Here is a 25,862-nt window from a genome sequence, read left to right on the forward strand (position 1 = left end):
CGGAACACGCGCAACACGTGCGTATTGGGTGTACACGGCGAGGCGGCGCCGTGCGCGCCGGCGGGAGACGCACGATGAAACTCTATGAAAAACTCGCGGACGATATCGAGCGCCTGATCCGCCAGGGCGTGTACCGGCACGGCGACCGGATTCCGTCGGTGCGGCAGGCGAGCCAGCAGCACCGGATCAGCATCACGACCGTACTGCATGCGTATCTGCTGCTGGAAAGCCGCGGGCTGCTCGAAAGCCGGCCGCAGTCGGGCTATTTCGTGAACCTGCGGCGCGACGACAGTCATGCGCCGGTACGCGAGCTGCGGTCGTCGAAGCCGATCGCGATCTCGTCGTCGGTGGATGTAAGCCGGCTCGTGCTGTCGACGTTGCGCTCGATCGGCACGGACGACGCGGTGCCGCTCGGCTCGCCGTATCCGGACCCGAGCCTGTTCCCGTTCGAGAAGCTGAACCGCTACGCGTACGCGGCTGGCCGCGACAAGTCGCTGTGGGGCGTGACCGACGGGCTGCCGCCCGGCCATCCGCGGCTGATCCGGCAGATCGCGCGCCGCTACCTGGAAAACGGGATGTCGGTGGACCCGAACGAGATCATCGTGACGGTCGGTGCGACGGAAGCGATCAACCTGTGTCTGCAGGCGGTGGCGAAGCCGGGCGACACGATCGCGGTGGAATCGCCGACGTTCTACGCGATGCTGCACGCGATCGAGCGGATGGGGATGAAGGCGATCGAGGTGGCCACGCATCCGGAATACGGGATCGACATCGCGGCGCTGGCCGCGATCGCGAAGTCGCAGCCGATCGCCGCGTGCATGGTGATGCCGAACTTCCAGAATCCGCTGGGCTTCCAGATGCCGGACGAGCGCAAGCGCGAACTGGTTGAGTTCGCAGCGAAGGCCGGGCTGCCGCTCATCGAGAACGGCGTGTACAACGAACTGTATTTCGGCGACACACATCCGAGTTCGCTGAAATCCTACGACCGGACCGGGATCGTGCTGCATTGCTCGTCGTTCTCGAAGAGCCTGACGGCCGCGTACCGGATCGGCTGGGCGTTGCCGGGCCGCTACCGCGATCAGGTCGAGAAGCTGAAGTTCCTGAATACGCTCGCGACGCCGTCATTGCCGCAGCTGGCGATCGCGGAGTTTCTCGAGCGCGACGGCTACGAGCACCACCTGCGGCGGATTCGCAAGGCGTATGCGCAGCAGGCGAATCTGATGCGCGCGATGGTGTCGCGGTTCTTTCCTGAAGGCACGCGCATGTCGAGCCCGGCGGGCGGGTATGTGCTGTGGGTCGAGCTGCCTGCGCAGGTCGATGCGATGCGGCTGTACCAACTCGCGCTGGAGCAGGGGATCACGATCGGCCCCGGCTACATGTTCTCGATCACGGACAACTACCGGAACTTCATCCGGTTGAATTACAGCAGCCCGTGGTCGCCGGAGATCGAGCAGGCGGTGATCACGGTCGGGAAGCTGGCCGCGGCGTGCATGCGATGAAGGGGCGTTTGCGGTGCGTTGTATTTCGATGAAGAAGCCGGCCTCGTGCCGGCTTTGTTTTTCCAGGCCGGCGCCGACGACCGCGGTCATGGTCGGGGCGTCGATCTCGGCAAAGTGGCTACATCGAAGCGCGCAACCCTGCGCGTTCCGTCATCCCCCCGTCACCGGCGGAAAGAACGCAACCTCGCTATCCTCCCGCACGACGAAGTCCCCGGTCACCATTTCGAGGTTCACGGCCGCCCGCACGGGGCGGTCCATCCGCAGCGCGTCCGCGCTGCGCGCGTCGCGTGCGGCCAGCGTGCCGCGCAGCGCGTCGACGGTGAGTTCGCGGGCATCGATCTCGACGGTTTCTTCATCGATTGCCAGTTGTTCGCGAATGCTCGCGAAGTATTTGATCGTCAGTTTCATTGTGTTGTCTTTAGAAGGAGCGGCGAAATCGGAAAATGCGAAGCGAGCGCGATCAGCCCCAGCGCCGCATCGCCTGGTCGTCGTGCGCCTTCGCCTCGACCCAGCCGGATTCGCCGTCGTGCCGGATCTCCTTCTTCCAGAACGGCGCATGGGTCTTCAGGAAATCCATCAGGAATTCGCACGCATCGAACGCGGACGCGCGATGCGCGGCGGCCACCACGACCAGCACGACCGGCTGGCCGAGCGGAATGCGGCCGACACGGTGCACGATCCGCACCGCTTCGAGCCGCCAGCGTGCAGTCGCCTCCTCGACGATGCTCCACAGCGCCTGTTCGGTCATCGTCGGGTAGTGCTCGACTTCCAGTGCGACGACGTCGTCGACATCGCCTTCCTTGCGCACCACGCCAAGAAAATTCACGACCGCACCGACATTCGGATTGCGAACGATCGGCGCAAGCTCCGCACCCGCGTCGATCGGCGCATGCTGCACGCGCACTTCGAACCCGGCGGCAATCGCGGGCGCCGATTCGGAGTGAGTGCCGGCCGCATCGACGGGCGGCGCGGGGCTGCCGGCACGCAGCGGATCGTCCGGCAGCCCGGCGCGGGATTCGGTGAAAGTCGTCATGACAGGTTCTCCAGTGGGCGGCGCATCCGGTGTCGCGCGGCGGCCCTTCAGCCGCCGACGAGCGACATGCGCACGGTCGGATAGGTCTTGCCCGGCGCGCGGGCCGGCCGTGCGGCCCGGCGCTCGGAATAGCGGTCGTCGCGCCGCGTCCAGCGTTCGCGCACGGCGGCGGCGAGGTCGGCGATCGACGCCGCATCGTCTAGCCACGGCCGCAGGTCGGCGCCTTGCGTCGCGAACAGGCACGTATAAAGCTGGCCGTCCGCCGACACGCGGGCGCGCGAACAGGTGCCGCAGAACGGATGCGACACGCTCGCGATGAAGCCGACTTCGCCTGCACCATCGATGTGCGCGCAACGAATCGCGGTGGCGTCGTGCCCCGGTTCGCCGACGAGCACGAGCGGATAGTGCGCGTCGATCAGCTCGCGCATCCGCGCGGCCGGCACGACCTTGTCGCCGGACCAGAAGCTGGCGCCGCCGACGTCCATGTATTCGATGAAACGCACGGCCACGCCCGTGTGCCGGAAGTGCCGCACGAGCGGCAGGATCTGGTCGTCGTTCACGCCGCGCTCGATCACCGCGTTGACCTTGACTGGCGCGAGCCCGGCCGCGTGCGCGGCCTCGATGCCGGCCAGCACGCGCGACACCGGCACGTCGGCGTCGCTCATCCGGCGGAACACAGTGTCGTCGAGCGCATCGAGGCTCACGGTCACGCGCGACAGCCCCGCGTCGCGCAGCGTGCGCGCCTTCGCGGCGAGCAGCGAGCCGTTGGTCGTCAGCGCGATTTCGACGGGCTTGCCGTCGACGGTCGTCAGCGCGGCGAGCCGTTCGATCAGCGCTTCGAGGTGGCGGCGCAGCAGCGGCTCGCCGCCCGTGATGCGGATTTTCTCGACGCCGAGCGACGTGAACGCGCGGGCGATCTTTTCCAGTTGCGCGAACGACAATCGTTCGGACGACGGCATGAACGCGTAGTCGGCGCCGAAGTTTTCGCGCGGCATGCAGTAGCCGCAGCGGAAATTGCACTGGTCGATGACGGACAGGCGCAGGTCGCGCAGCGGACGGCCGAGCGTGTCGGACGGGCGGAGGAAAGCACCGGGCGATGCGTCGCCGGATGAAGCGACGGCGGCCGGCGCGGCGGAAACGATGGCATTCACGATCGGGTCGTCGGCCTGCATGAAGTAAGCGGAGGGGCGTCGCCGCTCGGCCGTGCGTGTGCCGACGTATCGGCGCACAGGTCGTGACGAGCCTCATCGTGAGCATAGTCCGCGGGGTTGGGCCGGCAGAGACACAATCGCGCCCGAATCGCAGGAATACAGTTCGCCGGCCGGGACGCGCGACAGGCGCGGCGAATGGGGCGAACGCGCCGTATCGGATGGAGAGTCGACTTCGCGCTCATGCGAGCCAGCGCGCGAATTCGTAGTACGGAACCGCGTCGCCGCGCGCGATGGTGCGCCCGGCCGGCAGCCGCGCGAGCCCGCTTGCCTGCACCAGCGACTGCAGCGTGCCGGCGCCTTGCTGGCGCAGCGTATCGAGCACGGGCGTACCGTTTGCGTCCACCGTACAGCGTACGCGCACGAAGCGCTCGCGTTGCGCATCCGGCTCGAAGCCGGTGTCGATCGGCAGCGACGGCACGACCGGCATGCACGCGTCGCGCCCCTGCAGGCGTCGGATCAGCGGTGCGACGAATAGTGCGAACGTCGTCATCGCGGCGCCCGGATTGCCGGGCAGCAGCGCCACGGGCCGCGTATCGAGCCGTGCGAGCGCGACCGGCTTGCCGGGCTTCATGCGCACGCCGGCGACGACGAACGACGCGCCGAGCGCGGCCAGCGCGGGGCGCAGCAGGTCCTTGTCGCCGACCGACGCGCCGCCGACGCAGATCACGAGGTCGCACTGCGCGTGCAGGTCGCGCAGCGCCCGATCGACGGCGGTCGCCGTATCGGCCGCGTGCACGCTCATCGCGACGTCGGCGCCGGTTCCCGCGACCAGCGCGGCGAGCATCGGCGCATTGCTGTTGTAGATCTGCTGCGGCGCGCGCGGCTCGCCGCACGCGACCAGCTCGTCGCCGGTCGTCAGGATGCCGACGCGCAGCGCCGCGCGCACGTCGATTCGCGCGAAACCTTGCGCGGCGGCCACGCCGACGTGCATCGCGCCCATCCGCACGCCGGCCGGCACGAGCAGCTCGCCGGCGCGCACTTCCTCGCCGCGGCGGCGAATGTGCGACCCGCTGCGCTGGGGCACGTCGAACGTGACACGGCCGTCCCGTTCTTGCGCATGCTCCTGCATCACGACAGTGTCGGCGCCGGGCGGAATCAGGCTGCCGGTGAAGAGGCGGGCGGCCGTGCGCGGCGCGAGCGGCGCCGGCGTATCGCCTGCATAGCAGCGCTGCGCGACACGCAGCGGCTCGCCGTGCGCGAGGTCCGCATGACGCACGGCGTAGCCGTCCATCGCGCTGTGGTCGGCCGGCGGCTGGTCGAGCACGGCCGTCAGCGGCGCGGCCAGCACGTGGCCGGCCGCTTGCGCGATCGGCACGGAGGTGGCAGCGTCGAGCGGCGCGAACGCGGCGGCGAATCGTTGCTGCGCGGTATCGAAATCGGACAGGTGGGTCATGAAGAGTGGGCCGGATGTGCCGTTGCGGGCGCGGGTGGGTCGAGGTGAACGGCGGCGGGCGATACGTATTCGACGAAGCCGTCGTTGCGGCAGAAACCGAGCAGCCGCACGCCGGCTTCGCGGGCGACGTCGATCGCGAGCGACGTCGGCGCCGAGATCGTCGCGATCATCGGAATGCCGACCCGCGCGGCCTTGCGCACCAGTTCGTAGCTCGCGCGGCTCGACAGGAACACGAAACCCGCGTGCAGGTCGGCGCGGCGGCGCGCGAGCTGCCCGATCAGCTTGTCGAGCGCGTTGTGGCGGCCGACGTCCTCGCACACGTCGAGCACGGCGCCGTTGCTATCGCACCACGCTGCCGCGTGGATGCCGCCCGTCTCGCGCATCAGCGTCTGCCGGGCCGGCAACGCCCGCGCGGCGCGCGCGATCGCGTCGGCGCCGATGCCCGCGGCCGTGCCGGCGGCCGCGATACGCGGCGGGTGCAGGTCGAGCTGCGCGATGCTTTCGATGCCGCACACGCCGCAGCCGGTGCGGCCGGCCAGCGCGCGGCGGTGGGCCTTCAGCGCCATGAACGCCTGCTGCGACACGGTCAGCCGTACTTCGGCGCTGCCGGGCCGGCACTCGCTTTCGATGTCGAAGACGTCCGATGCGCGCTCGACGATGCCTTCGCTCAGCGCGAAGCCGAGGCCGAACGCGTCGAGGTCGATCGGCGTCGCCATCATGACCGTGTGCGAGATGCCGTTGAACACGAGTGCAACCGGGGTTTCGTCGACGACGCGATCGACGGTGTCGCGCGCGTCGCCGGCACGATGGCGCGTCACCCGACACGCGGTGCTGCCGGTCGGATCGTCGCGGCGGATGCAGGACTCCATGCACGTTTCTCCAGGGCGGGGCGGCCGGCGGGCCGGCCGGGCTCGGCGCGTGCGCCGAACCACGGGAATCGATGCCGCCGGGCGGGCGCCGAAGGGCGCGCGACCGCCGCGGGCAGGCGTTGCACGACATGTTAAGTGGAGCGAGCCGCGCGCCCGACGCACAGCGCCGCGACGGAGAAAGCAGTACAGCTGAGCGTCCCGCCGGCATGGTAACTATTTTCCGTGCACACATCTTCGGCGGCGCAGGCAGCACAGTTTCAGCGCACGTTCGATTGATTGCGAGTATCGTTGCAAACGCGATATCGTCGTTCACGCTTCGATGCCGTGCGAGCCACCGTTCGGGTTCGCATGTGTCGTCGCCAAGCCGTCGCGCGATTTCCTGCTTCGAGCGTACGTCCTCACAACCACGAGCAAATTACGGTCATGGAAATCTTCGATGCGTTCCATCTCGCCCGATTGCAATTCGCATTCACGGTGTCGTTCCACATCGTGTTCCCCGCGATCAGCATCGGCATGGCGAGCTTCCTGGCGGTGCTGGAATGGCGCTACCTCGTCACCGGCGACGCCGCCTACAAGTCCATGTTTCAGTTCTGGTCGAAGATCTTCGCGATCGGCTTCGGCATGGGCGTGGTCTCCGGCGTCGTGATGGCGTACGAGTTCGGCACCAACTGGTCCGGGTTCTCGCGCGTCGCGGGCAACATCACCGGGCCGCTGCTCACGTACGAAGTGCTGACGGCGTTCTTCCTCGAAGCCGGCTTCCTCGGCGTGATGCTGTTCGGCTGGCAGCGCGTGAGCCCCCGCGCGCACTTCTTCGCGACGCTGATGGTCGCGGTCGGCACGCTGATCTCGACGTTCTGGATTCTCGCGTCGAACAGCTTCATGCAGACGCCGCAAGGCTACAAGATCGAGAATGGCCTCGTCGTGCCGGTCGACTGGTTCAAGATCGTCTTCAACCCGTCGTTTCCGTACCGTCTCGCACACATGACGATCGCGGCGTTCATCGTCGCGGGCTTCATCGTCGCCGCCTGCGGCGCATGGCATCTGCTGAAGGGGCGCCGTGACGAACCCGTGAAGCGCAGCTTCTCGATGGCGCTGTGGATGCTGCTGGTGCTCGCGCCGATCCAGATCTTCGTCGGCGACGCGCACGGGCTGAACACGCGCGAATACCAGCCGGCGAAGATCGCGGCGATCGAGGGGCTGTGGGAAACGGAGAAGGGCGGCACCGCGCTGAACCTCGTCGGGCTCCCCGACATGCAGGCCGAAACCACGCGCTATGCGATCCAGGTGCCGCACCTCGGCAGCCTGATCCTCACGCACAGCTGGGACGGCGAGATCCGCGGGCTGAAGGAATTCGCGCCGCAGGACCGCCCGTATTCGCCGATCATCTTCTGGACGTTCCGGATCATGGCCGGCCTCGGGATGCTGATGCTGCTGACCGCGCTGCTCGGGCTGCTGCTGAGAAAGGGCGGGCGCCTGTATGAAACGCGCTGGTTCCAGTGGTTCGTGGTGGCGATGGGGCCGTCGGGCATCGTCGCGCTGCTGGCCGGCTGGATCACGACCGAGGTCGGTCGGCAGCCGTGGACCGTGTACGGCGTGCTGCGCACCATCGACTCGGTCTCCCCGCTCACCGCTCAGCAGGTCGGCGTGTCGCTGCTGGTCTTCGTGGTCGTGTATTTCCTGGTATTCGGAACGGGTATCTACTACATGATGAAGCTGATGAAGCGCGGGCCGGCGGCCCAGGCCGGCTACATCGAACTGCACCGGCATCCGGGGCTGCGCAAGAGCGCGCTGTCCACGCCGCTGAACGTCACCGAGGCGGAGTAACCATGCACATCGATCTTCCTGTCGTCTGGGCCGCGATCATCGGCCTCGGCGTATTCATCTACGTGATGCTGGACGGCTTCGATCTCGGCATCGGGCTGCTGTTTCCGTTCTTCGATGCGAAGGCCGAGCGCCAGGTGATGCTCGACACCGTCGCGCCGGTGTGGGACGGCAACGAGACGTTCCTCGTGCTCGGCGGCGCGGGCCTCTATGGCGCGTTCCCGGTCGTGTATTCGACGCTGCTGCCGGCGAACTACCTGCCGCTGGTGCTGATGCTGGTCGGGCTGATCTTCCGGGGCGCGGCGTTCGAGCTGCGCGCGAAAGCGACCCGCACGCAGCACATGTGGGATCTCGCGTTCATCGGCGGCTCGGCGCTGGCCGCGTTCTGCCAGGGGATCGTGCTCGGTTCGCTGCTGCAGGGCATCAAGATCGAGAACAACCAGTTCGCGGGCGGGCCGTTCGACTGGCTGTCGCCATTCAGCATGATGTGCGGGATCGGCGTGCTCGTCACCTATGCGACGCTCGGCTGCGGCTGGCTGATCCTGAAGGTCGACGGCGAACTGCAGCGCAAGATGCGGTTGCTGATGAAGCCGCTCACGGGCGTGCTGCTCGCGGTGATGGGCGTGGTCAGCCTGTGGACCGTGATCGGGCTGCCGGCCGTCGCGCACCGCTGGTTCGGCAGCGGCAACCTGGGGTGGTTCCTGCCGGTGCCGATCCTCGTCGTCGCATGCGTATGGGGCATCTTCTACGCGGTGAAGCGTACGCACGAGGCCACGCCGTTCCTGCTGACGCTCGCGCTCGTGTTCCTCGGCTACACGGGGCTCGTGATCAGCATCTGGCCGAACATCGTGCCGCCGTCGCTGTCGATCTGGGACGCGTCGTCGAGCCATTCGAGCCAGTTGTTCGCGCTCGTCGGCACCGTGATCGTGCTGCCGATCATCCTCGTGTACAACGCGATGCAGTACCGCGTGTTCCGCGGCAAGGTGCGCGAGGGCGATATCGGCTATCACTGAGCGGCTATCACTGAGCGGCCAGCGAGGTGACGGGGCGCGGCGGGTGCGTATCATCACGCGCAGCGCGGCGCCCGTCCCGGCCCCGACCGAAAAGCGGCCCGCCATGCGCGGGCCGTTGCACATCGGGTGCGGGCGCAACGGGTTGCGTATTCCGGTTTCCTATTCCTTTGCCAGTCGAGAAAACATCATGATCGTCCGACCACGACAGAACTGGCTCCGGATGCTGTTCGTATGGAACGGCTCCGTGCTGCAGTCGATCATTCCGCAGCTCGTGTTCATGGCGATCGTCAGCACGCTGGCGGTCTTCACGAACGGACGCATCTTCGGCGAGAAGATTCCGCTGAACACCGCGCCGTTCACGCTGTTCGGGCTCGCGCTCGCGATCTTCCTCGGGTTTCGCAACAACGCGAGCTTCGAGCGCTTCAAGGAGGCGCGGCATCTGTGGGGCAACCTGCTGATCGCCGCACGCGCCGTGACGTCGCAACTGCATCGCTACCTGCCCGACAACGTGAGTGACGCCGAGCGCAACCGGCTCGCCGATCTGCTGATCGCGCTCGCGTATGCACTGAAGCACCAGTTGCGCCATACCGATCCGACCGCGGACCTGCAGCGCATTCTCGGGGCGGAGCGCACGGCCGCGCTCGGCGGCAAATGCTACAAGCCGGTCGCGATCCTCGACGAGCTGCGCGGCGGCATCGTGCGTGCGCTGGGGCACGCACCCGGCAGCGATGCGACCTGCTGGATGTTCGAGACGCAACTCGACGCGCTCGGCAAGTCGGTCGGCGGTTGCGAGCGCATCCAGTCGACGCCGATCCCGTTTTCGTACAGCGTGCTGCTCCATCGCACCGTGTATGCGTATTGCGTGCTGCTGCCGTTCGGGCTTGTCGATTCGACGGAGTTCTTCACGCCGCTGATCTGCGTGTTCATTTCCTACACGCTGATCGCACTCGAAGCGATCGCGAACGAAGTGGCCGAGCCGTTCGGTCTTGCGCCGAATGCGCTCGCGCTCGATGCGATCACGCGCACGATCGAGCGGTCGGTGCTCGAACTCGGCGATCGGCCGATGCCCGAGGAATTCGTGCCGGCATCGACGTATCAGATCACGTAGGCGGCGGGGGCGGTAGTGTAGTCGTCGGTAAGGTTGATCGGCCGGATCGACGACGGGTGTGTAGACTCGTGCTCGTTCAATGGAGCCCGCACCATGCAATTGCTTGATCACGTGTCGATCGGCGTGCCGGATATCGACCAGGCACGCCCCTTCTACGATGCCGTCATGGCTGCGCTGGGCGCAGCCAAGGTCTATGACCGGCCCAATGCGCTCGGCTATGGCGAACGTTGCAGCGCGAATGACCCGGATTCGACCTTTCTCGCGGTGTATCTGGATCCCGCCGAAGTCGCGGCGAGCAAGCGGCACTGGTGTTTCAAGGCCGCTTCCCGAGAGCAGGTGCATGCGTTTTTCGAGGCTGGCCTCGCAACGGGCGGCCAGTCCGACGGCGCCCCCGGATTGCGGCCGCAGTACCACGGCGACTACTACGCGGCTTTTCTGGTCGATCCGGCCGGCAACCGGATCGAGGCCGTGTGTCATGCGGCGGCGGAGCGCGTGCGGCCGTGACGGCGCCGCTCAATCGAAATACGTGAGCCCCATCGCACCCTTCACCTCCGCAAGGGTCGCCCCCGCCACGTCCCGCGCATGCAGCGTACCGCGCTTCAGGATCGCCATCACTTCGGCCTTGTCGGCTTCGAACTCACGACGGCGCGTGCGGATCGGTTCGATCAGCGCCTGCAGCCGCTCGTTCAGCACGCGCTTGACGACGCTGTCGCCGAGGCCGCCGCGGCGATAGTGGGCCTTGAGCTCGTCGACCTTCGCCACGTCCGGCTCGAACGCATCGAGGAACGTGAACACGACGTTGCCCTCGACTTGGCCAGGGTCGCTCACGCGCAGATGGTTCGGGTCCGTATACATGTCCTTCACGGCCTGCGCGATCTCGTCCGGCGTCGAGCCGAGCGTGATCGCGTTGCCGAGCGACTTGCTCATCTTCGCCTTGCCGTCGATGCCCGGCAGCCGCGTGACCGCCGACAGCACGGCCTCGCATTCGACCAGCACCGGCTTGTCGACGGTCGCGTTGAAGCGGCGCACGAGTTCGTTGGTCTGCTCGATCATCGGCAGCTGATCGTCGCCGACCGGCACGTGCGTCGCCTTGAATGCGGTGATGTCGGCAGCCTGGCTCACCGGATAGGTCAGGAAGCCGGCCGGGATGTCGCGCTCGAAGCCGCGCAGGCGGATTTCTTCCTTGATGGTCGGATTGCGTTCGAGACGCGCGACCGTGACGAGGTTGAGCAGGTATTGCGACAGTTCGGCGAGTTCGGGCACCTGGGATTGCACGACGATCGTCGAGATCGCCGGATCGATGCCGACGGCGAGATAGTCGAGCGCGACCTCGATCACGTTCTCGGTGACGCGCTGGCGGCGGCCCATGTTGTCGGTCAGCGCCTGCGTATCGGCGAGCAGCAGGAACTGCGTCGCCTCGTGCTGCATCTGCACGCGTGCGCGCAGCGAGCCGATGTAGTGGCCGAGATGCAGCGGGCCGGTCGTGCGGTCGCCGGTGAGGATGGTCGGGCGGGTGGGGTGCGTCATGGTCGTCGTTGCTCCGGGTTATCGAAGCCGCCAGCCATGATGTCAGCGCAGAAACGCAAATGCCGCCATCGCTGGCGGCATCACGTTTGGGACATGCAAAAGGAAACGGGCCGCCTGGGTCAGGCGCGCCACCAGCAATGCACGATCGGCGAGGCGGGTTTCGTTTCCATCGCGGCAGTATAGCGTAGTGCGCGCGCGGACGTGCGCATCAGCGGATTACGGATTCCATCGCGAGGTACGCCGTTTCGGCGGACGGCCACAGCAGGTACAGCAGGCCGGCCATCAACAGCCACGCACCGGCGCGTACGAGCGGCGTGCGGTCCTTGTCGCGTGGGGGACGGGTGGGCTGCTTCGATTTCTTCATGCTTGCAGGCGCGGGTGCGCCACTCCAACGGTTACTGCAACGGGTCGCGCGGGGCGAGCCGGGGTGTTGCGCGGAAATGGGTCAACGGGACTTCCCGTGGGGCAGAAGTGTCCGGGGATCTCAAAAAGGGTTCGATCGTATATTCTGAAACGCACGTCTCATGCGAAACGATGCGCATGCTACCAGTTCGGGGCGGTACGCATGGTCAAGGATTGTAGGGTGATGGTCGGAATGGATGGCCTCGTGTCCACGCTACGGGCCGAGGCCCCGGGCGTTTCCCGGTTGGGCGCGATTGCCGGTGGCCAATGAAATCGCTTGGAAAAACCGGATGGATCTTCCGGTCTCGCGCGCTCATACCATAACGAGCGCGCGACAATGGGTTCGCTTTTCTTACATGGGTATTCGAAATCGTGCGAAATCAATTACGTTCGACTGCTGCCCGCCGCATTGGCTTCACGCAATTGGTTTCTGTTTTCTTGTGCTTCGCCAGTGCGGCCTGTTCAAGGGGCGATGCGCTTCCGCGGAATATGTCGCTGACTGCCTTCAATCCGCATCGCGGGGCATTTGAGTGCAGGCATGAAGCTGCCGTGGTGCCGCCTGTTGATCCGGAGGCCGATCGCTGGAATCAGCAGGCAATGGCGCTGACCAGTTCCCTGCTGTGGCCGAACCAGCGCGATTACAAGGGCGCTGTCGATTTGTGGACGAAAGCGGCCGAGCGCAAGCACTGGAAGGCCATGCTGAATCTGGCGAATGCGTACGCGCAGGGGGAGGGTGTGGAGCGCGATTCGGAACATGCGGTTCAGATCACCGAACAGGCGATGAAACTGGGTATTCCGGCCGCCTACGATCTGATGGGCACGTACTACATGAACGGGATGGGCGTTAAGCCGGATGCCAGCCGCGCCTATGCATTCTGGCAATTGGCCGCCGATATGGGCAGCCCGAGTTCGATGGCGTATCTGGGTGGCAAGATGGATGCGCTCTATGACGATCCGAAGGCGGGCTTCTGGGGTAACCGCAAGATCTCCCTGCAAATGCTGGAATGTGCGGTCGCGCAAGGTAACGGACTTGCTGCATATGAATTGGGAACGACGATCGTGGGCGATCGAGCCGAATTGAGCGAGAACAACGAACGTGCCCTCAAGACGCTGCATGACGGCGTGAAGTTCGGCAGCGCCGAAAGTGCGGCCTATCTGTTCGGTGCGTTTGACGGTGGTGATTCCGTGGTCGGCAATGTGAAGGATCGTGCCCGTGCCGAGCGCTACAGTGTCCTTGCCGACCGCCTCGAGCGCGACCCCGACCTGCGTCTGCCGAATCTGGACAAGGTCGTGCCGCTGCCGCCCGCCAATCTGCCCAAGTGGGACGGCCGCAAGGAGACGTTGATCGACGCGGCGAAGGCGGTGACGTCCGTGCCGGAGTCGTCGGTCAAACCCGCGGCGCATCCCGTGTCGTAGCGTACGGGGCGCGCTTACGTGTCCGGTGGCCAGATGCTGCCGGAGAAGCCGCAGGTCGCCGTTCTTCCGCAGGCGGAAACGACGGCCGCGCCTGTCGGTGGTTACCCGCTCCCTGACACCCCGCCGCCCTCGCGCGGTGCCGGCCGACTTCACACCTCCCTCGCACGGTTCGTCCTTGCAGCAGTCCTGCCGAATTTCCGGCAAGGCCGTCGCACATCCCTTTCCCGGAGAACCCCCATGCGATATCCATTACAGCACGCCGACCAGGCCGTCGTGGCGCGGCGTCCGTCCGACACCGAACCGCACGTACCCGTGTCGCGAGCGAACCTCGAGGAGGTGTGAGTCATGAGCAACGAAGCACTCGACCCGCTGCTGCGGCAGCTCGCGGAGCGACTCGGACGGCCTCTCAAGCCCGGCGAAGAACAGGCGCTGCTGGAACGGCTGTCGGGCCGGCAAGCAAACCCGCCGACGCCTGCCGCCGGCCCGGCCGCGCCGGCGAGCGCCGCGAAGCCGCCCCTGCCGCAGTTCAAAACCCGGCAAGAGGCGCGCCAACAGATCAAGCATTTTCTGCAGCTCAACCAGCAAAAGGCGTACGAGAAGATGCGCGGCATCCTGCAGACGATCGACACGCAGAACGAGACGACCCTCGACATGCTCGCGTCGGAACAGCGAAAAGTATCGGGCGTACTCGACGCGAACGAGCCGGCCGGCGACGCGCAGGCATCCGGCGCGACCGGGATCCAGGACAGCACTCGCGAGGCGCTGACGATGATCGGCGAACAACTGACGGGCCTGATCCGTCAGGAAATCGAAACATGCTTCCGGCAATACGGCGATGCGCTCGCCGAAGGGCTCGCCGTCAGGCTCGACGCGATGGAGGACCGGTTGCGCAGCATCGTCGCCGGCCCGGCCGAAGCCGCCGAATCCACCGCTGCCGTTCACGATACGCCCGGCCAAGCGTCCATGGAGTAGCACGCGGGTCATGCGACCGAACGCGAAACCGGCCGGCCCCGATGTGCGACCTCTCAACTACGTGAACCAAGGAGCAACAAATGGCTGATACGTGTCAAGTGTGCCAGGTCAATCCCGCGATTACCGATGCGGTCACACAGGTCAACGTCAAGGTGGTCGCGGAAGCGCCGGCAATGGCGATGGGCTCGCTGTACCAGGCCCAGAGCCATTCGCTCAGCATCCTGTTCGAGAACGCGGTGCAGCAGCAGTCGCAGGCCGCGATCCAGTCGCAAACGTCGACGAACGTGGGGACGATGCAGCTCTACACGATCGGACCGGAAAGCGCGGGCGCGGCCGCCACGGAAATCGGCGCGAACGGGATCATTTCCATTCTGGCCGACGTGATCGCGATCGGGAAGGCCGTGACCAAGTAGTAAGGCGTCGTCGCAGCGCCGTGGTCGAGCGGCGGCGCAAGTGGCACGCGCCGCCGATACCGCCGCCGTGCCGCGGATGCGCAGCATGACCGCCGGCGCCTGATCAGCGGTGCCGCGCGGTGTTCCGGAGCAAACGACAGGGCGGGCAGCGCCGATTCGATGCGGTGCCCGTTCGCGAACCAGGAGAAATACGATGGCAAACGACGTCAACGATCCGCTTGACACGAAGGACCCCTGCAAGACCTGTGCGGTGAACGCCGCGATCACCGACGCGGTCACGCAGACCAACGTCAAGGTGGTGGGCGAAGCGCCCGCGATGGCAACGGGCTCGCTGTACCAGGCTCAGAGCCATTCGCTCAGCGTGCTGTTCGAGAACGCCGTGCAGCAGCAGTCGCAGTCCGCGGTGCAACTGCCGACCTCGACGAACGTCGGCACGATGCAGCTGTACACGCTCGGGCCGGCGAGCGCCGGCGCCGCCGCGACCGAAATCGGCTCGAACGGCGTGCTGTCCGTGCTGGCTGACGTGCTGGCGCTCGGCAAGGCGCTGGCCGGCTAACCCTGCGTCGGCGCCGGGCGGCGGCCCCGATCCCGGTGGCTGTCGCCCGGCGCCCGACGTCGTATCGACGCCGTGACGGCGGACGTCCTGTCGCGTCTCGACGGCGCCGACCGACCCATTCATGCTTTCGCCGCGACCGCGCCGCAGCGGCGAGCCAACCAGGAGCAACGACATGCCGGAACAGGTTTCCCCTGCGATGACCGATGCAGTCACGCAAGCCAACGTCAAGGTGGTAGGCGAAGCGCCCGCCGTGGCCTTGGGCACGCTCATGCAATCGAACAGCCATGCGTCCGCGATCCTGCTTCACAACGCGGTGCAGATGCAGGCGAACCAGGCGGCGTCCAACCTCGCCGCCACGACCGTCGGCATCATGCAGCTCTATGCGGGCTCGCCCGTGGCGCAGGCCAGCGCGGCGCGGTCGGCGAACGACAGCTTCGTCTCGCAACTGGCCGCCGTCGCGCAGTTGATGAACGCCCTCGGTCACGGGCGCGGCTGACCTTCACTGCGCGCCTCTGACCTTCACCGCGCGCCGCGCAACGCGGCGCGCTCGACCTGCCCGCACGGCGGCGCCGCATCACGCATGCGCTTGCCGGGGCGTCAATTGGCGTCGACGATGGTCCGGAGCTGCTCCGGTTTCCGAATCGTCACGCCGTGTTCGTGTAGCCGGATCAGGCCGTCGCGCTGCATCTTCTGCAGGCTGCTGTTCAGTCGCGGCCGGCTGACATTGAGCATCGCGGCGAGAATGCTCTGGCTCTCCGGCAGCGGCACCTCGAGATCGTTCCCTTGCATGCGGTTCAGCAGATGGCGCGCGAGTCGTGCTTCGAGCCGGTACAGGCAAGCCGACTCGACGAACTCGCTCAGCTGATGAATGTGCCGGCACAGCTGTTCGTGGATGCGCGCCATGAATTCCGCGTTGGCCTGCAGCGGCGCAAAGTGCTGGCGATGCAGCAGCGAAATGCGGCAGTCGGCGCTCAACTGGGCGGTGAAGCTGCGCCGGTGCGCGAGAATCAGCGTGTTTTCGCCGATGAGGTCGCCCGGCATCGAGTGGCCGAGAATGATCTCGCGTCCGCCGGGCTCGTGCAGCGTCTTGTAGACGCGGCCGCGGTGCACGAACGCGACGAAATCCCCCGGATCGCCCTTGAAGAACAACAGGCGATTGCCGTGTTCGGGCCAGGGCGTGACATGCCGCTCGATGTGGGCGAGCAGGCTTTCCGGCAGATCGACGAGTATCGGTATGTTGCGCAGCGTTTGAGCGTTAGCAAGGGCAGGCATGTTTTCCGCGCGAGGTTGTTGAACGATGCGGCCACCTAGCGAAAAACGCTGCCTTCGGCATTGCGTGAAAAATGAATAATGAAAGTATTGAAATAATCGGCAGGCGGTCCGGACGAGGCGGCACTTTGACGGCAAGCGCGCTTGATCGACCGACATCGAAAACAGCATGCCGACGCACGGACGCATCGCGGCGGTAGTCGTTCTTTTTCATCGCAATGCCGTTATTCAGTCAGGCCCGGCGGCGCACCTGAAACGACGGATCGGGCTATGCCGGTGAATTAATATTTCCGTTCATAATAATCAAGAAAATTTACCGAAGCCGATTATCGTTATATCGGTGTTACACGGGTAACAGCGTCAATCCCGGCCTCGAATCGATTCTGTGTTTTCCATAAAAAAGGAAGACACGGGATGACAACCTCGAACCAGCACGCTGCCCCGACGCCCGAGTCTCCGGCGCAGCAGCTCGACCGCACCTGGCGGGAAATGCAGGGGAAATTGCGGCGCCGCGCGCGCCTGTTGTGCAAGGGTGATGTTCACCGGGCCGACGAACTGCTTTCCGATACCGCACTCAAGGTCCACATTTACCTGCAGCGCTCGCCCGAGCGCGTCCGGAACCTGACGGGTTTCCTCTTCCTGGCGCTGAATCACGCGTTCCTCGATGGCGCGCGCCGCCGCCTGCGCGAAAGCGGCATGCTCGAATTCGACCCGGCCTGGGACGACGATCACGCCGTCGAGCTGGCCGGCCACGCGCCGTCGGTCGAGCAGCAACTGCTGCTGCGGCAACAGCTGCTGCGTCTCGAGCAGGCGCTGTCGGTGCTGTCCCCGCAGCAGCAGATGCTGTTCACGCTGAAGTTCGAGGAGGACCGGCCGTATTTCCACATCGCCGCGACGCTCGGGATCAACGAGCCGCTTGCCAGAAAGCGCGTCGAACTGCTGCGCAAGAAGTTGCGCGAGGAACTCGCGTGAGCGCGTTCACGAATGCCGGCATGCAGCGTTCCTAACGGCATGCGCGGCGTCGATGGCCTGCCGGCCCGCCGTTCCTTCAATCGCATGCCGGAGCCGAGATCCGAGGAGGCCTCGTGGCAGACAAAGTCAATGAGCAGATTACCGATGCGCTGACGCAGACCAACGTCAACGTCGTCGCGGGATCACCGGCCCAGGCGCTGGGCATGCTTTACCAGATGTTCAGCCAGGCCGTCGGCATCTCGGCGCAGAACATGACACAGCAGCAGGCAGCGTTGAACCAGATTTCGAACGCCGTCGTGTCGAAGGCCGTGGCGATGATCCTGTCCGTCGAGGCATCGCCGAAGCCCGCATCGGGCGGCGCGTCGCTGCCCGCGGCGGGCGGGTCGCCGACGGGTTCCACGCATTAGGACGCGACGACTATCGGGATACCTGAATCATGAACATGAAAGGTCTTTTGGGCGGACGCGGAGAAGGCGCGACGCAGGTGCCGGACGACGCCGCGGACGCCGCGGCCGAAGCAGCTGCGCCGGCCGAGGTCGCGCCGCACGACGCGACGCCGACACCCGGCAAGCGCGCGTGGCCCGTCAATCGGCTGCGCAGGTTCACCGATGCGCTGAAGGCGCCGGACCAGATCGCGGGGGCGGCCGGGGCCGCGCCGTCGGCGCTGAAGACGGTGCAGGCGATCAACGCGGAGGCGGCGTCCTACGCGACCACGCAGATCGCCGTCGGTCCGAACATGTTGATCACGCAGGCCGGCGGCATGGTCGCGCAGGCGGCGGCCAACTACTTCGAGGCGTCGACGTCGCTGGCGATCGCGGGCAAGAGCGTGCTGATGAAGGACCTCGCGCAGAAGACCATCGACGAAGACGTGAAAGGCATGGCGATGGATGCGGTGGGCCTGCTGCTGACGGACCTGTTCGTCGCGACCGCGGCGGTCGTCGCGGGCGCCGCGGAGGCGATCGAAGGCGAGGCCGCGAGCGTCGCGCTCGACCGGATCGACGAGAGCCTGCAGAAGTATCAGGCGCTGCTGGACAAGAAGGGCACGTAGGGCGCGGCGTCGATACGAACGTCGCGGGCCATCATGCATCGAGAACCTCGGGGCAATCGCCTGCCACGCGTGCAGCGGGCGAAACAGTCTCAATCGACACGATCCGCCGGGCCCGTCAGGCCCGATGCGGGACGTGAGCGGCGGGCGCGACGCACGTTCTGGGTTGAACACGTCGCGGCCTGCTACCGGCAGTCCTGTCTAGTCATGTGAGGAACCCATGTCCTACATCATTCAGAACGTACACGGTTCGGCGCCGCTGCGGGTTGGCGAGCGCAACTGGGGCGATGCGACGGAAATCGATTTCGGCACGATGACCAGTTGCATCGCGCTCGTCGAGCAGACGCCCGGCCAGCCGACGTTGGTGCGCGGCATCCATCTGTCGATCGTCAGCCCCGACGGCACGAAGGTCTACGATACGGCGTCGAATGTCGCCGGACAGGTCGAGACGATCATGCAGCAGAGCGGCAACATGCGGGCGTGTCTCGGGCGCATCGATGTCTGGCAGGCCAATGTGTCGCAAGAAGTGCGGGACTTCTTCGTCGCGTTGATGATGAGCCTCGGCATGACCCAATGGGTACAGGTGCCGGACGGCAACCTGCGGGTACGGCTCCACGGCGGCGTGATGCAGTATCAGAAGGGCACCGACGCGTGGACCAACGTGTAGCCTGCACGATCCATCGAAACCGGTGCCCGCGATGCGCGGGCGCCGGCCCCGCCCCAGCTTTTTGCTCGTCAACGCCAACAAAAAACCTCGTTTCGCGCCACGCGGCCTGTCAGCAGAATGTCTCCATTCCAGCTCACGCGACGACACAAGCGTCGCATGAGCCGCACTTCAGAAGGAGACAGCCGTGGCAGTCGAAACAACCTCGATCGATACGCTCGTCGTCGGCGCCGGGCAGGCCGGCGTGGCGATGAGCGAGCACCTGGGCAAGCAGGGCGTGCCCCATCTCGTGCTGGAGCGCAGCCGTATCGCCGAACGCTGGCGCACCGGGCGCTGGGATTCGCTGGTCGCGAACGGCCCCGCGTGGCACGACCGTTTCCCGGGGCTCGAGTTCGACGGGCTCGACCCCGATGCGTTCGCAACGAAGGACCAGGTCGCGGACTACTTCGAAGCGTATGCCCGTCGATTCAACGCGCCGATCCGCACCGGCGTCGAAGTGACGCATGTCGTGCGCAACACGGGCAAGCCGGGCTTCGTCGTCGAGACGTCCGACGGCACGATCGAGGCGAACCGCGTGGTGGTCGCGACGGGCCCGTTCCAGCGCCCCGTGATTCCGCCGATCGCGCCGGATGACGCGCGCGTCGTGCAGATCCATTCCGCCGACTATCGCAACCCGGGCCAGCTCCCGGCAGGCGCGGTGCTGGTGGTCGGCGCCGGTTCGTCGGGCGTGCAGATCGCCGACGAACTGCAGCGCGCGGGCCGGCAGGTCTACCTGTCGGTCGGGCCGCACGATCGTCCGCCGCGAGCATATCGCGGCCGCGACTTCTGCTGGTGGCTCGGCGTGCTCGGCGAATGGGACAAGGAAGTCGCGACGCCCGGCCGCGAACACGTGACGATCGCGGTGAGCGGCGCGCGCGGCGGCCATACGGTCGATTTCCGCGCACTCGCGAACCAGGGCGTGACGCTGGTCGGGCTGACGAAGTCGTTCGACGGCGGCGTGGCCGTGTTCGAACCCGATCTCGCGATCAATCTCGCGCGCGGCGACGAGAACTACCTGTCGCTGCTCGACGCGGCCGACGCGTATGCGGCGCGCAACGGCCTCGACCTGCCGGAAGAGCCGGACGCCCGGCGCATCCTGCCGGACCCCGGCTGTGTCGCGCATCCGATCCTCTCGCTCGATCTCGCCGGCGCGGGCGTCGCGTCGATCGTCTGGGCGACCGGCTATGCGGTCGACTACGGCTGGCTGAACGTCGACGCGTTCGCGTCGAACGGCAAGCCGCAACACCAGCGCGGCGTATCGAAGGAGCCGGGCATCTATTTCCTCGGGCTGCCGTGGCTGTCGCGGCGCGGCTCCAGCTTCATCTGGGGCGTGTGGCACGACGCGAAGCACATCGCCGATCACATCGTCACGCAGCGCAAGTACCTCGCGTACCACGACGCGGCGCAGCACCGCGCGGCCGCGCAGGCGGTGCAGCCGGACGCGCGCCCGCTCGCCGAAGCGGCGAACTGACAACCTGACGACCCCGCCGCGCCCCTTCCCGCGCGGCGGGCGACCACACCGACACTCGAAGGACCTCGATGAGCCAGCCTACCCATACGCGTATCCGCATGTTCAACACGAAGGATACCTACCCGAACCAGACGCTCGACAACGACCTGTGCCAGGCGGTGCGGGCCGGCAACACCGTCTACGTGCGCGGCCAGGTCGGCACCGATTTCGACGGCAACCTGATCGGCCTCGGCGACCCGCGCGCGCAGGCCGAGCAGGCGATGAAGAACGTCAAGCAGTTGCTCGAGGAAGCCGGCAGCGACATCACCCACATCGTGAAGACGACGACCTACCTGATCGATCCGCGTTATCGCGAACCCGTGTACCAGGAGGTCGGCAAGTGGCTGAAGGGCGTCTATCCGATCTCGACGGGACTCGTCGTTTCCGCGCTCGGCCAGCCGCAGTGGCTGATGGAGATCGACGTGATCGCGGTGATCCCCGACAACTGGCAGCCGAACCGCGCACGGGAGGCGACATGACGTTCTCCATCGTCGGGCGCTGCCCGGAGACGGGGCAGCTCGGGATCGCGATCAGCTCGTCGAGCATCGCGGTGGGCGCGCGCTGCCCGTGGGTGCGTGCGGGCGTCGGCGCCGTGTCGACGCAGAACATCACGCTGCCGGCGCTTGGGCCCCAGATCCTCGACCTGATCGAGCACGACCAACTCGCGCCGGCGGCGGCACTCGACCGGGCGTTGAGCGCGAACGGCTGGAGCCAGTACCGGCAGGTCACGGTGATCGACGGGCAGGGGCAGACCGCATGCTTCACCGGCAAGGAGGCGCTCGGCACGCATCGCGCGGTGCAGGGGGAGCAGTGCGTGGCGGCGGGCAACCTGCTGGCCGCGCCAGCCGTGATCGACGCGATGGTGCGGGCCTTCGAGCACGCGCCGGGGTTGCTCGCCGATCGCCTGCTCGCCGCGATGCACGCGGCGATGGCGGCCGGCGGCGAGGCCGGGCCCGTGCATTCGGCCGCGCTGAAGGTGACGGGCGACGTGACCTGGCCGATCGTCGACCTGCGCGTCGACTGGGCCGATACCGATCCGGTCGGGCAGCTCGACGCGCTGTGGCGCGCGTATCGGCCGCAGATGCAGGATTACCAGACGCGCGCGCTGAACCCGACCGCCGCACCGCGTTACGGCGTGCCCGGCGATGAGTGATCCGTCGAGCCGCGCGTTGCTCGAACGGCTGATCGGCTTCGCGACGGTCAGCCGCGATTCGAACCTCGAGCTGATCGGTTTCATCCGCAACTATCTCGCGGGTTTCGGGGTGGAGAGCGAACTGTTCTACAACGCGGAACGCACGAAGGCGAGCCTGTACGCGACGATCGGCCCGCGCGATCGCGGCGGCGTCGCGCTGTCGGGCCATACCGACGTGGTGCCGGTCGACGGGCAGGCATGGACGGTCGAACCGTTCCGGCTGACCGAGCACGACGGCCGCCTGTACGGCCGCGGCACGGCCGACATGAAGGGCTTCATCGCATCGGTGCTCGCGGCCGTTCCGGCGTTCGTCGCGCGGCCGTTGAGCGTGCCCGTGCATCTCGCGTTCTCGTACGACGAGGAAGTCGGTTGTCTCGGCGTGCGGCCGATGCTCGAACAACTGGCCGCGCGCGAACATCGTCCGCGGCTGTGCGTGATCGGCGAGCCGACCGAACTGAAGCCGGTGCTCGGTCACAAGGGCAAGCTCGCGATGCGTTGCCACGTGAAAGGCGCCGCGTGTCACTCCGCTTACGCGCCATCGGGCGTCAACGCGATCGACTATGCGGCGAAGCTGATCGGCAGGCTCGGCGAGATCGGCGCGGCGCTCGCTCGCCCCGAGCGGCACGACAGTCGCTTCGACCCGCCATTCTCGACCGTGCAGACGGGATTGATCAAGGGCGGCCGCGCGCTGAACATCGTGCCGGCCGAATGCGAGTTCGATTTCGAGGTGCGTGCGCTGCCAGATTTCGATGCGCACGACGTGCCGAGAAAGCTGCAGGACTATGCGGAATCCGAGCTGTTGCCGAGGATGCGCGCGGTGCAGCCCGATACCGACATTCAACTGAAACCGCTCGGCGCATATCCGGGGCTGGCGACCGCGCCGGACAGCGAGGCCGCGCGGCTGGTCGCTTGGCTGAGCGGGTCCGACGCGTTCGGCACGGTGGCGTTCGGCACCGAGGGCGGGCTGTTCGGGCAGGCCGGTATTCCGACCGTCGTGTGCGGGCCCGGCAGCATGGACCAGGGGCACAAGCCCGACGAGTTCGTCACGCTCGAACAACTGCACGGATGCGACGCGATGCTGGGCCGCCTCGCCGCGTATCTTGCTTCCGCCGCCTGAACGGGCGGCCGGCACGCACGCGCCGCATCCGCCGGCGCGTGCGATGTCCCATTCCCTGTCGCGACCTCAGCGACCTCATCGCGCCGCTTCGGCGACGATCTGCGCGAGCCGCTCGCGGCAGAAATCGACGAACGACTGCGCCTGTTTCGTGAGCTGCCCGCGCTTCAGCCGCGCGCTCACGAGCCCGGACGGGCTGACCGTTTCACTGAGGCCGATCGTCACGACGCGCTGGCCGTCGTACGTATAGTCGGAATGCGGGCGCGTGACGAGCAGCGAGAAACCGAAGCCCTGGCCGACCATCCCGCGCACCATCTCGATCGACGGCGAGCCGAACACGATGTTCGGCGTGAGCCCGAGTTCGTGAAACAGGCTGACGAAATACGTGCGGCTCGGCTGCACGTCGAGCAGGATCATCGGCTCGACGCACAGATCGCGCAGCGACACGTGCGACTGCGCGGCGAACCGGTGGTGCTCCGGCAGCAGCACGTACGGCTGCTGCGGCGGCATCAGCGGCTCGGTTTCGATCGTGCCGTCGAGATCGTGGTCGTACATCAGCGCGAGATCGAACGTGCCGGACGTCAGCCCTTGCACGAGTTCCTGCTGGTCGCCGTCGCGCAGCCGAATGTTCACGCCCGGGTAGCGCTCGCGAAAACCCGCGATCAGTTGCGGCAGGTAGAGCGGCGCGACCGTCTCGAAGCAGCCGATGTCGATCTGCCCGGCGATCACGTCGTTGTCGGCGAGCGCGTTCTGTTCGAACTCGTGCGCGATGCGCAGTAGTTCCTGCGCTTTCCGGTAGAAGCGCGTGCCGCTCGGCGTCAGCGACACGCCTTGCGCGTGGTGACGAATGAACAGCTTCACGCCGAAGCTCTCTTCCAGCCCCTTGATCGCGCTGGAAATCGACGGCTGCGCGATGAAGAGCTGACGCGATGCCTCGGCGACGCTGCCGGATTCGACCGTCGTGATGAAGTATTTCAGTTGCCGCAAAGTGTAGTGAGCCACAAGCACCTCTGACGCCCGCCCCGGCGTGTCGCCGCGGGCGCATGCGCGTTCCATATGGAAACAGACCCTGGCACCTTACCTGAAGTCGATCGGCGCCGAAATTTCCGCTGCAGAGCTTTTTCGTATGTCGCGGAAATATTTTTAGTATTTTCCGGTCGCAATGCACGTGGCGCACCATCCTCTCCAACCTGGATCGCGACGGGGCCGCGTGCGCGCCGGCGGGACATGTCATCCGTCCCCGCTTGCAGCGCACGCGTCGCTTCGTTCGGCACCGCCGCGCGTGCACGCGGCGCGGCGTCGCTCGCGCATCCGGACCGATGGCCGGCGCGCACCCCGACGCGCACCGGCGTGAACGGCACGCGCGCATCGCCGCGCAGGACAGGAGACTTCACCATGACGAACGCGGAACGCAATGCGTCCCCGATGATAGAGAAGCACACGATCGGCTATGTGCCGCCCGCGGAACGCCACGGCAAGGTGCGCGACCTGTTCACGCTCTGGTTCGGCGGCAACATCGCGCCGCTGCCGATCGTGACCGGCGCGCTCGGCGTGCAGATGTTCCACCTGAACCTGATGTGGGGCATCGTCGCGATCGTCGTCGGCCAGGCGGTCGGCGGCGTGCTGATGGCGCTGCATTCGGCGCAGGGGCCGCAGATGGGTATCCCGCAGATGATCCAGAGCCGCGCGCAGTTCGGCTCGTGGGGGGCACTGCTCGTCACGCTGATTGCGGCCGTGATGTACGTCGGCTTCTTCGCGTCGAACATCGTGCTCGCCGGCAAGTCGGTGCACGGCATCGCGTCGTCGGTGCCGGTCCCCGTCGGCATCGTGATCGGCGCGGTGGGCTCCGGGCTGATCGGGATCGTCGGCTACCGGTTCATCCACATCCTGAACCGTATCGGCACGTGGGTGCTCGGCATCGGCATTGCCGTCGGCTTCTGGATGATCCTGTCGCACGTGAACACCGCCGATTTCCTGACGCGCGGCGGCTTCGACTTCGCGGGCTGGCTCGCGACGGTATCGCTGTCGGCGCTGTGGCAGATCGCGTTCGCGCCGTACGTGTCGGACTATTCGCGCTATCTGCCGGAGAACGTCGGCGTCGCGTCGACGTTCTGGGCGACCTACCTCGGCTGCACGATCGGCTCGACGCTCGCGTTCATCTTCGGCGCGGTGGCCGTGCTCGCGGTGCCGGCCGGCGCGGACACGATGGACGCGGTCAAGCAGGCGACCGGCCCGCTCGGCCCGCTGATGCTGGTGCTGTTCCTGCTGAGCGTGATCAGCCACAACGCGCTGAACCTGTACGGCGCGGTGCTCGCGGTGATCACGTCGGTGCAGACGTTCGCGTACAAGTGGATTCCGACCGCGAAGGCGCGCGCGATCGTGTCGGTCGTGATCTTCGTTGCGTGCTGCTACGCGGCGATCGGCGCGTCGACGAACTTCGTCGGCAATCTCGTCGACCTGGTGCTCGCGCTGCTGGTCGTGCTGGTGCCGTGGACGGCGATCAACCTGATCGACTTCTACGTGATCCACAAGGGCAAGTACGACATCCAGTCGATCTTCATGGCGGACGGCGGAATCTACGGCCGCTTCAATCCGCAGGCGCTGCTCGCGTATGCGATCGGCATCGTCGTGCAGATTCCGTTCATGAACACGCCGATGTATGCGGGGCCGATTCCCGCGCATCTGGGCGGCGCGGATTTGTCGTGGCTCGTGGGCCTGCTGCTGACGTCGCCGCTGTACTACTGGCTCGCGACGCGCGACAGCGCGTATCGGCGCCGGCAGGGCGGCGCGCACCTGCCGCCGACGGCGGTGCGGTAAGCGCGGC

At 66.7% G+C, this 25,862-nt stretch carries 28 protein-coding genes; 19 read left to right on the forward strand and 9 right to left on the reverse strand.

Translation table 11 applies throughout. The features are described from left to right. Positions 1–74: 74 nt before the first annotated feature. The gene (locus CFB49_RS31440; protein WP_089493718.1) at positions 75–1,499 is read left to right on the forward strand and encodes an aminotransferase-like domain-containing protein; all 1,425 of its coding nucleotides are present in this window, start codon (positions 75–77) and stop codon (positions 1,497–1,499) included. Between the two features lie 150 nt (positions 1,500–1,649). On the opposite strand, the gene moaD is transcribed toward CFB49_RS31440, so the two are convergent. From moaD to fdhD, 5 genes are all read right to left on the reverse strand, one after another. Beyond that, entirely contained in the window at positions 1,650–1,907 is a 258-nt protein-coding gene (gene moaD / locus CFB49_RS31445; RefSeq protein ID WP_069619153.1) for a molybdopterin converting factor subunit 1, read from the reverse strand. Between the two features lie 52 nt (positions 1,908–1,959). After that, a complete protein-coding gene (locus tag CFB49_RS31450; protein WP_089493324.1) occupies positions 1,960–2,532 on the reverse strand; it encodes a molybdenum cofactor biosynthesis protein MoaE in 573 nt (190 codons plus the stop codon). Between the two features lie 47 nt (positions 2,533–2,579). Continuing rightward, on the reverse strand, positions 2,580–3,704 hold the full coding sequence (moaA, locus tag CFB49_RS31455) for a GTP 3',8-cyclase MoaA (RefSeq protein ID WP_089437683.1): 1,125 nt from the start codon (positions 3,702–3,704) through the stop codon (positions 2,580–2,582). Positions 3,705–3,921: 217 nt separating this feature from the next. Then, positions 3,922–5,136, reverse strand: a complete 1,215-nt coding sequence (locus CFB49_RS31465; RefSeq protein WP_089493325.1) for a molybdopterin molybdotransferase MoeA — start codon at positions 5,134–5,136, stop codon at positions 3,922–3,924. Next, positions 5,133–6,005: a formate dehydrogenase accessory sulfurtransferase FdhD gene (gene fdhD, locus CFB49_RS31470; RefSeq protein WP_089493326.1), complete on the reverse strand. Its 873-nt coding sequence runs from the start codon at positions 6,003–6,005 to the stop codon at positions 5,133–5,135. The genes CFB49_RS31465 and fdhD overlap by 4 nt, the downstream gene beginning before the upstream one ends. 423 nt (positions 6,006–6,428) lie before the next feature. Between fdhD and CFB49_RS31475 the strand changes: the two genes are divergently transcribed. The 4 genes from CFB49_RS31475 (at position 6,429) to CFB49_RS31490 (ending at position 10,451) form a co-directional block, all read left to right on the forward strand. Next, complete coding sequence (locus tag CFB49_RS31475) at positions 6,429–7,829, forward strand: cytochrome ubiquinol oxidase subunit I (protein ID WP_069619148.1); 1,401 nt, start codon at positions 6,429–6,431, stop codon at positions 7,827–7,829. Between the two features lie 2 nt (positions 7,830–7,831). Continuing rightward, on the forward strand, positions 7,832–8,839 hold the full coding sequence (gene cydB, locus CFB49_RS31480) for a cytochrome d ubiquinol oxidase subunit II (RefSeq protein ID WP_089437686.1): 1,008 nt from the start codon (positions 7,832–7,834) through the stop codon (positions 8,837–8,839). 187 nt (positions 8,840–9,026) lie between these two features. Further along, entirely contained in the window at positions 9,027–9,947 is a 921-nt protein-coding gene (locus CFB49_RS31485) for a bestrophin family protein (protein WP_069619146.1), read from the forward strand. 93 nt (positions 9,948–10,040) lie between these two features. Next, on the forward strand, positions 10,041–10,451 hold the full coding sequence (locus CFB49_RS31490) for a VOC family protein (RefSeq protein WP_089493327.1): 411 nt from the start codon (positions 10,041–10,043) through the stop codon (positions 10,449–10,451). Positions 10,452–10,460: 9 nt separating this feature from the next. On the opposite strand, the gene trpS is transcribed toward CFB49_RS31490, so the two are convergent. Beyond that, positions 10,461–11,474: a tryptophan--tRNA ligase gene (gene trpS / locus CFB49_RS31495; RefSeq protein WP_089493328.1), complete on the reverse strand. Its 1,014-nt coding sequence runs from the start codon at positions 11,472–11,474 to the stop codon at positions 10,461–10,463. A gap of 208 nt (positions 11,475–11,682) precedes the next feature. Beyond that, a complete protein-coding gene (locus CFB49_RS36540) occupies positions 11,683–11,838 on the reverse strand; it encodes a hypothetical protein (RefSeq protein WP_006481299.1) in 156 nt (51 codons plus the stop codon). Positions 11,839–12,365: 527 nt separating this feature from the next. On the opposite strand from CFB49_RS36540, the gene CFB49_RS31500 reads away from it, so the two are divergent. The 5 genes from CFB49_RS31500 (at position 12,366) to CFB49_RS31520 (ending at position 15,729) form a co-directional block, all read left to right on the forward strand. Continuing rightward, positions 12,366–13,292 (forward strand): SEL1-like repeat protein, encoded by a 927-nt coding sequence (locus CFB49_RS31500; protein ID WP_249190564.1) that lies wholly within the window; start codon positions 12,366–12,368, stop codon positions 13,290–13,292. Positions 13,293–13,637: 345 nt separating this feature from the next. After that, the gene (locus tag CFB49_RS31505; protein ID WP_089493329.1) at positions 13,638–14,264 is read left to right on the forward strand and encodes a hypothetical protein; all 627 of its coding nucleotides are present in this window, start codon (positions 13,638–13,640) and stop codon (positions 14,262–14,264) included. 80 nt (positions 14,265–14,344) lie between these two features. After that, on the forward strand, positions 14,345–14,677 hold the full coding sequence (locus CFB49_RS31510; protein WP_069619142.1) for a RebB family R body protein: 333 nt from the start codon (positions 14,345–14,347) through the stop codon (positions 14,675–14,677). A gap of 193 nt (positions 14,678–14,870) precedes the next feature. Beyond that, on the forward strand, positions 14,871–15,233 hold the full coding sequence (locus CFB49_RS31515) for a RebB family R body protein (protein WP_069619141.1): 363 nt from the start codon (positions 14,871–14,873) through the stop codon (positions 15,231–15,233). Positions 15,234–15,405: 172 nt separating this feature from the next. Next, positions 15,406–15,729, forward strand: a complete 324-nt coding sequence (locus CFB49_RS31520) for a RebB family R body protein (RefSeq protein WP_069619140.1) — start codon at positions 15,406–15,408, stop codon at positions 15,727–15,729. Between the two features lie 101 nt (positions 15,730–15,830). Here the strand turns inward: CFB49_RS31520 and CFB49_RS31525 are convergent, their stop codons facing one another. After that, the gene (locus CFB49_RS31525) at positions 15,831–16,673 is read right to left on the reverse strand and encodes a Crp/Fnr family transcriptional regulator (RefSeq protein ID WP_249190565.1); all 843 of its coding nucleotides are present in this window, start codon (positions 16,671–16,673) and stop codon (positions 15,831–15,833) included. Between the two features lie 243 nt (positions 16,674–16,916). Here CFB49_RS31525 and CFB49_RS31530 point away from each other — a divergent pair, with 243 nt between their 5' ends. From CFB49_RS31530 to argE, 8 genes are all read left to right on the forward strand, one after another. Beyond that, positions 16,917–17,474 (forward strand): RNA polymerase sigma factor, encoded by a 558-nt coding sequence (locus tag CFB49_RS31530; RefSeq protein WP_069619138.1) that lies wholly within the window; start codon positions 16,917–16,919, stop codon positions 17,472–17,474. Positions 17,475–17,587: 113 nt separating this feature from the next. Continuing rightward, the gene (locus tag CFB49_RS31535; protein WP_050014033.1) at positions 17,588–17,881 is read left to right on the forward strand and encodes a RebB family R body protein; all 294 of its coding nucleotides are present in this window, start codon (positions 17,588–17,590) and stop codon (positions 17,879–17,881) included. Positions 17,882–17,910: 29 nt separating this feature from the next. Beyond that, positions 17,911–18,522: a hypothetical protein gene (locus tag CFB49_RS31540; RefSeq protein WP_089493331.1), complete on the forward strand. Its 612-nt coding sequence runs from the start codon at positions 17,911–17,913 to the stop codon at positions 18,520–18,522. A 217-nt stretch (positions 18,523–18,739) separates the two neighbouring features. Next, on the forward strand, positions 18,740–19,186 hold the full coding sequence (locus CFB49_RS31545; RefSeq protein WP_069619136.1) for a hypothetical protein: 447 nt from the start codon (positions 18,740–18,742) through the stop codon (positions 19,184–19,186). A 184-nt stretch (positions 19,187–19,370) separates the two neighbouring features. Beyond that, entirely contained in the window at positions 19,371–20,693 is a 1,323-nt protein-coding gene (locus CFB49_RS31550) for a flavin-containing monooxygenase (protein WP_089437692.1), read from the forward strand. A 68-nt stretch (positions 20,694–20,761) separates the two neighbouring features. After that, the gene (locus tag CFB49_RS31555) at positions 20,762–21,211 is read left to right on the forward strand and encodes a RidA family protein (protein WP_050014029.1); all 450 of its coding nucleotides are present in this window, start codon (positions 20,762–20,764) and stop codon (positions 21,209–21,211) included. Then, on the forward strand, positions 21,208–21,885 hold the full coding sequence (locus CFB49_RS31560) for a DUF1028 domain-containing protein (RefSeq protein ID WP_089493332.1): 678 nt from the start codon (positions 21,208–21,210) through the stop codon (positions 21,883–21,885). Before CFB49_RS31555 ends, CFB49_RS31560 begins: the two co-directional genes overlap by 4 nt. After that, on the forward strand, positions 21,878–23,041 hold the full coding sequence (argE, locus tag CFB49_RS31565) for an acetylornithine deacetylase (protein ID WP_069619133.1): 1,164 nt from the start codon (positions 21,878–21,880) through the stop codon (positions 23,039–23,041). The genes CFB49_RS31560 and argE overlap by 8 nt, the downstream gene beginning before the upstream one ends. 75 nt (positions 23,042–23,116) lie before the next feature. Here argE and CFB49_RS31570 read toward each other — a convergent pair whose 3' ends face one another. Continuing rightward, on the reverse strand, positions 23,117–24,040 hold the full coding sequence (locus CFB49_RS31570) for a LysR substrate-binding domain-containing protein (protein ID WP_069619213.1): 924 nt from the start codon (positions 24,038–24,040) through the stop codon (positions 23,117–23,119). Between the two features lie 393 nt (positions 24,041–24,433). Here CFB49_RS31570 and CFB49_RS31575 point away from each other — a divergent pair, with 393 nt between their 5' ends. Further along, on the forward strand, positions 24,434–25,855 hold the full coding sequence (locus CFB49_RS31575) for a purine-cytosine permease family protein (RefSeq protein WP_069619212.1): 1,422 nt from the start codon (positions 24,434–24,436) through the stop codon (positions 25,853–25,855). Positions 25,856–25,862: the final 7 nt, after the last annotated feature.

It is taken from the genome of Burkholderia sp. AU17457 (genome assembly GCF_002223255.1).
GTDB lineage: Bacteria > Pseudomonadota > Gammaproteobacteria > Burkholderiales > Burkholderiaceae > Burkholderia > Burkholderia sola.

What these genes read in the sequence shown, in the direction of transcription:
- CFB49_RS31440 (WP_089493718.1), top strand. Translation starts at nt 75, where the DNA reads ATGAAACTCTATGAAAAACTCGCGGACGATATCGAGCGCCTGATCCGC.
- moaD (WP_069619153.1), bottom strand. Translation starts at nt 1,907, where the DNA reads ATGAAACTGACGATCAAATACTTCGCGAGCATTCGCGAACAACTGGCA.
- CFB49_RS31450 (WP_089493324.1), bottom strand. Translation starts at nt 2,532, where the DNA reads ATGACGACTTTCACCGAATCCCGCGCCGGGCTGCCGGACGATCCGCTG.
- moaA (WP_089437683.1), bottom strand. Translation starts at nt 3,704, where the DNA reads ATGCAGGCCGACGACCCGATCGTGAATGCCATCGTTTCCGCCGCGCCG.
- CFB49_RS31465 (WP_089493325.1), bottom strand. Translation starts at nt 5,136, where the DNA reads ATGACCCACCTGTCCGATTTCGATACCGCGCAGCAACGATTCGCCGCC.
- fdhD (WP_089493326.1), bottom strand. Translation starts at nt 6,005, where the DNA reads ATGGAGTCCTGCATCCGCCGCGACGATCCGACCGGCAGCACCGCGTGT.
- CFB49_RS31475 (WP_069619148.1), top strand. Translation starts at nt 6,429, where the DNA reads ATGGAAATCTTCGATGCGTTCCATCTCGCCCGATTGCAATTCGCATTC.
- cydB (WP_089437686.1), top strand. Translation starts at nt 7,832, where the DNA reads ATGCACATCGATCTTCCTGTCGTCTGGGCCGCGATCATCGGCCTCGGC.
- CFB49_RS31485 (WP_069619146.1), top strand. Translation starts at nt 9,027, where the DNA reads ATGATCGTCCGACCACGACAGAACTGGCTCCGGATGCTGTTCGTATGG.
- CFB49_RS31490 (WP_089493327.1), top strand. Translation starts at nt 10,041, where the DNA reads ATGCAATTGCTTGATCACGTGTCGATCGGCGTGCCGGATATCGACCAG.
- trpS (WP_089493328.1), bottom strand. Translation starts at nt 11,474, where the DNA reads ATGACGCACCCCACCCGCCCGACCATCCTCACCGGCGACCGCACGACC.
- CFB49_RS36540 (WP_006481299.1), bottom strand. Translation starts at nt 11,838, where the DNA reads ATGAAGAAATCGAAGCAGCCCACCCGTCCCCCACGCGACAAGGACCGC.
- CFB49_RS31500 (WP_249190564.1), top strand. Translation starts at nt 12,366, where the DNA reads ATGTCGCTGACTGCCTTCAATCCGCATCGCGGGGCATTTGAGTGCAGG.
- CFB49_RS31505 (WP_089493329.1), top strand. Translation starts at nt 13,638, where the DNA reads ATGAGCAACGAAGCACTCGACCCGCTGCTGCGGCAGCTCGCGGAGCGA.
- CFB49_RS31510 (WP_069619142.1), top strand. Translation starts at nt 14,345, where the DNA reads ATGGCTGATACGTGTCAAGTGTGCCAGGTCAATCCCGCGATTACCGAT.
- CFB49_RS31515 (WP_069619141.1), top strand. Translation starts at nt 14,871, where the DNA reads ATGGCAAACGACGTCAACGATCCGCTTGACACGAAGGACCCCTGCAAG.
- CFB49_RS31520 (WP_069619140.1), top strand. Translation starts at nt 15,406, where the DNA reads ATGCCGGAACAGGTTTCCCCTGCGATGACCGATGCAGTCACGCAAGCC.
- CFB49_RS31525 (WP_249190565.1), bottom strand. Translation starts at nt 16,673, where the DNA reads ATGCTGTTTTCGATGTCGGTCGATCAAGCGCGCTTGCCGTCAAAGTGC.
- CFB49_RS31530 (WP_069619138.1), top strand. Translation starts at nt 16,917, where the DNA reads ATGACAACCTCGAACCAGCACGCTGCCCCGACGCCCGAGTCTCCGGCG.
- CFB49_RS31540 (WP_089493331.1), top strand. Translation starts at nt 17,911, where the DNA reads ATGAACATGAAAGGTCTTTTGGGCGGACGCGGAGAAGGCGCGACGCAG.
- CFB49_RS31545 (WP_069619136.1), top strand. Translation starts at nt 18,740, where the DNA reads ATGTCCTACATCATTCAGAACGTACACGGTTCGGCGCCGCTGCGGGTT.
- CFB49_RS31555 (WP_050014029.1), top strand. Translation starts at nt 20,762, where the DNA reads ATGAGCCAGCCTACCCATACGCGTATCCGCATGTTCAACACGAAGGAT.
- CFB49_RS31560 (WP_089493332.1), top strand. Translation starts at nt 21,208, where the DNA reads ATGACGTTCTCCATCGTCGGGCGCTGCCCGGAGACGGGGCAGCTCGGG.
- argE (WP_069619133.1), top strand. Translation starts at nt 21,878, where the DNA reads ATGAGTGATCCGTCGAGCCGCGCGTTGCTCGAACGGCTGATCGGCTTC.
- CFB49_RS31575 (WP_069619212.1), top strand. Translation starts at nt 24,434, where the DNA reads ATGACGAACGCGGAACGCAATGCGTCCCCGATGATAGAGAAGCACACG.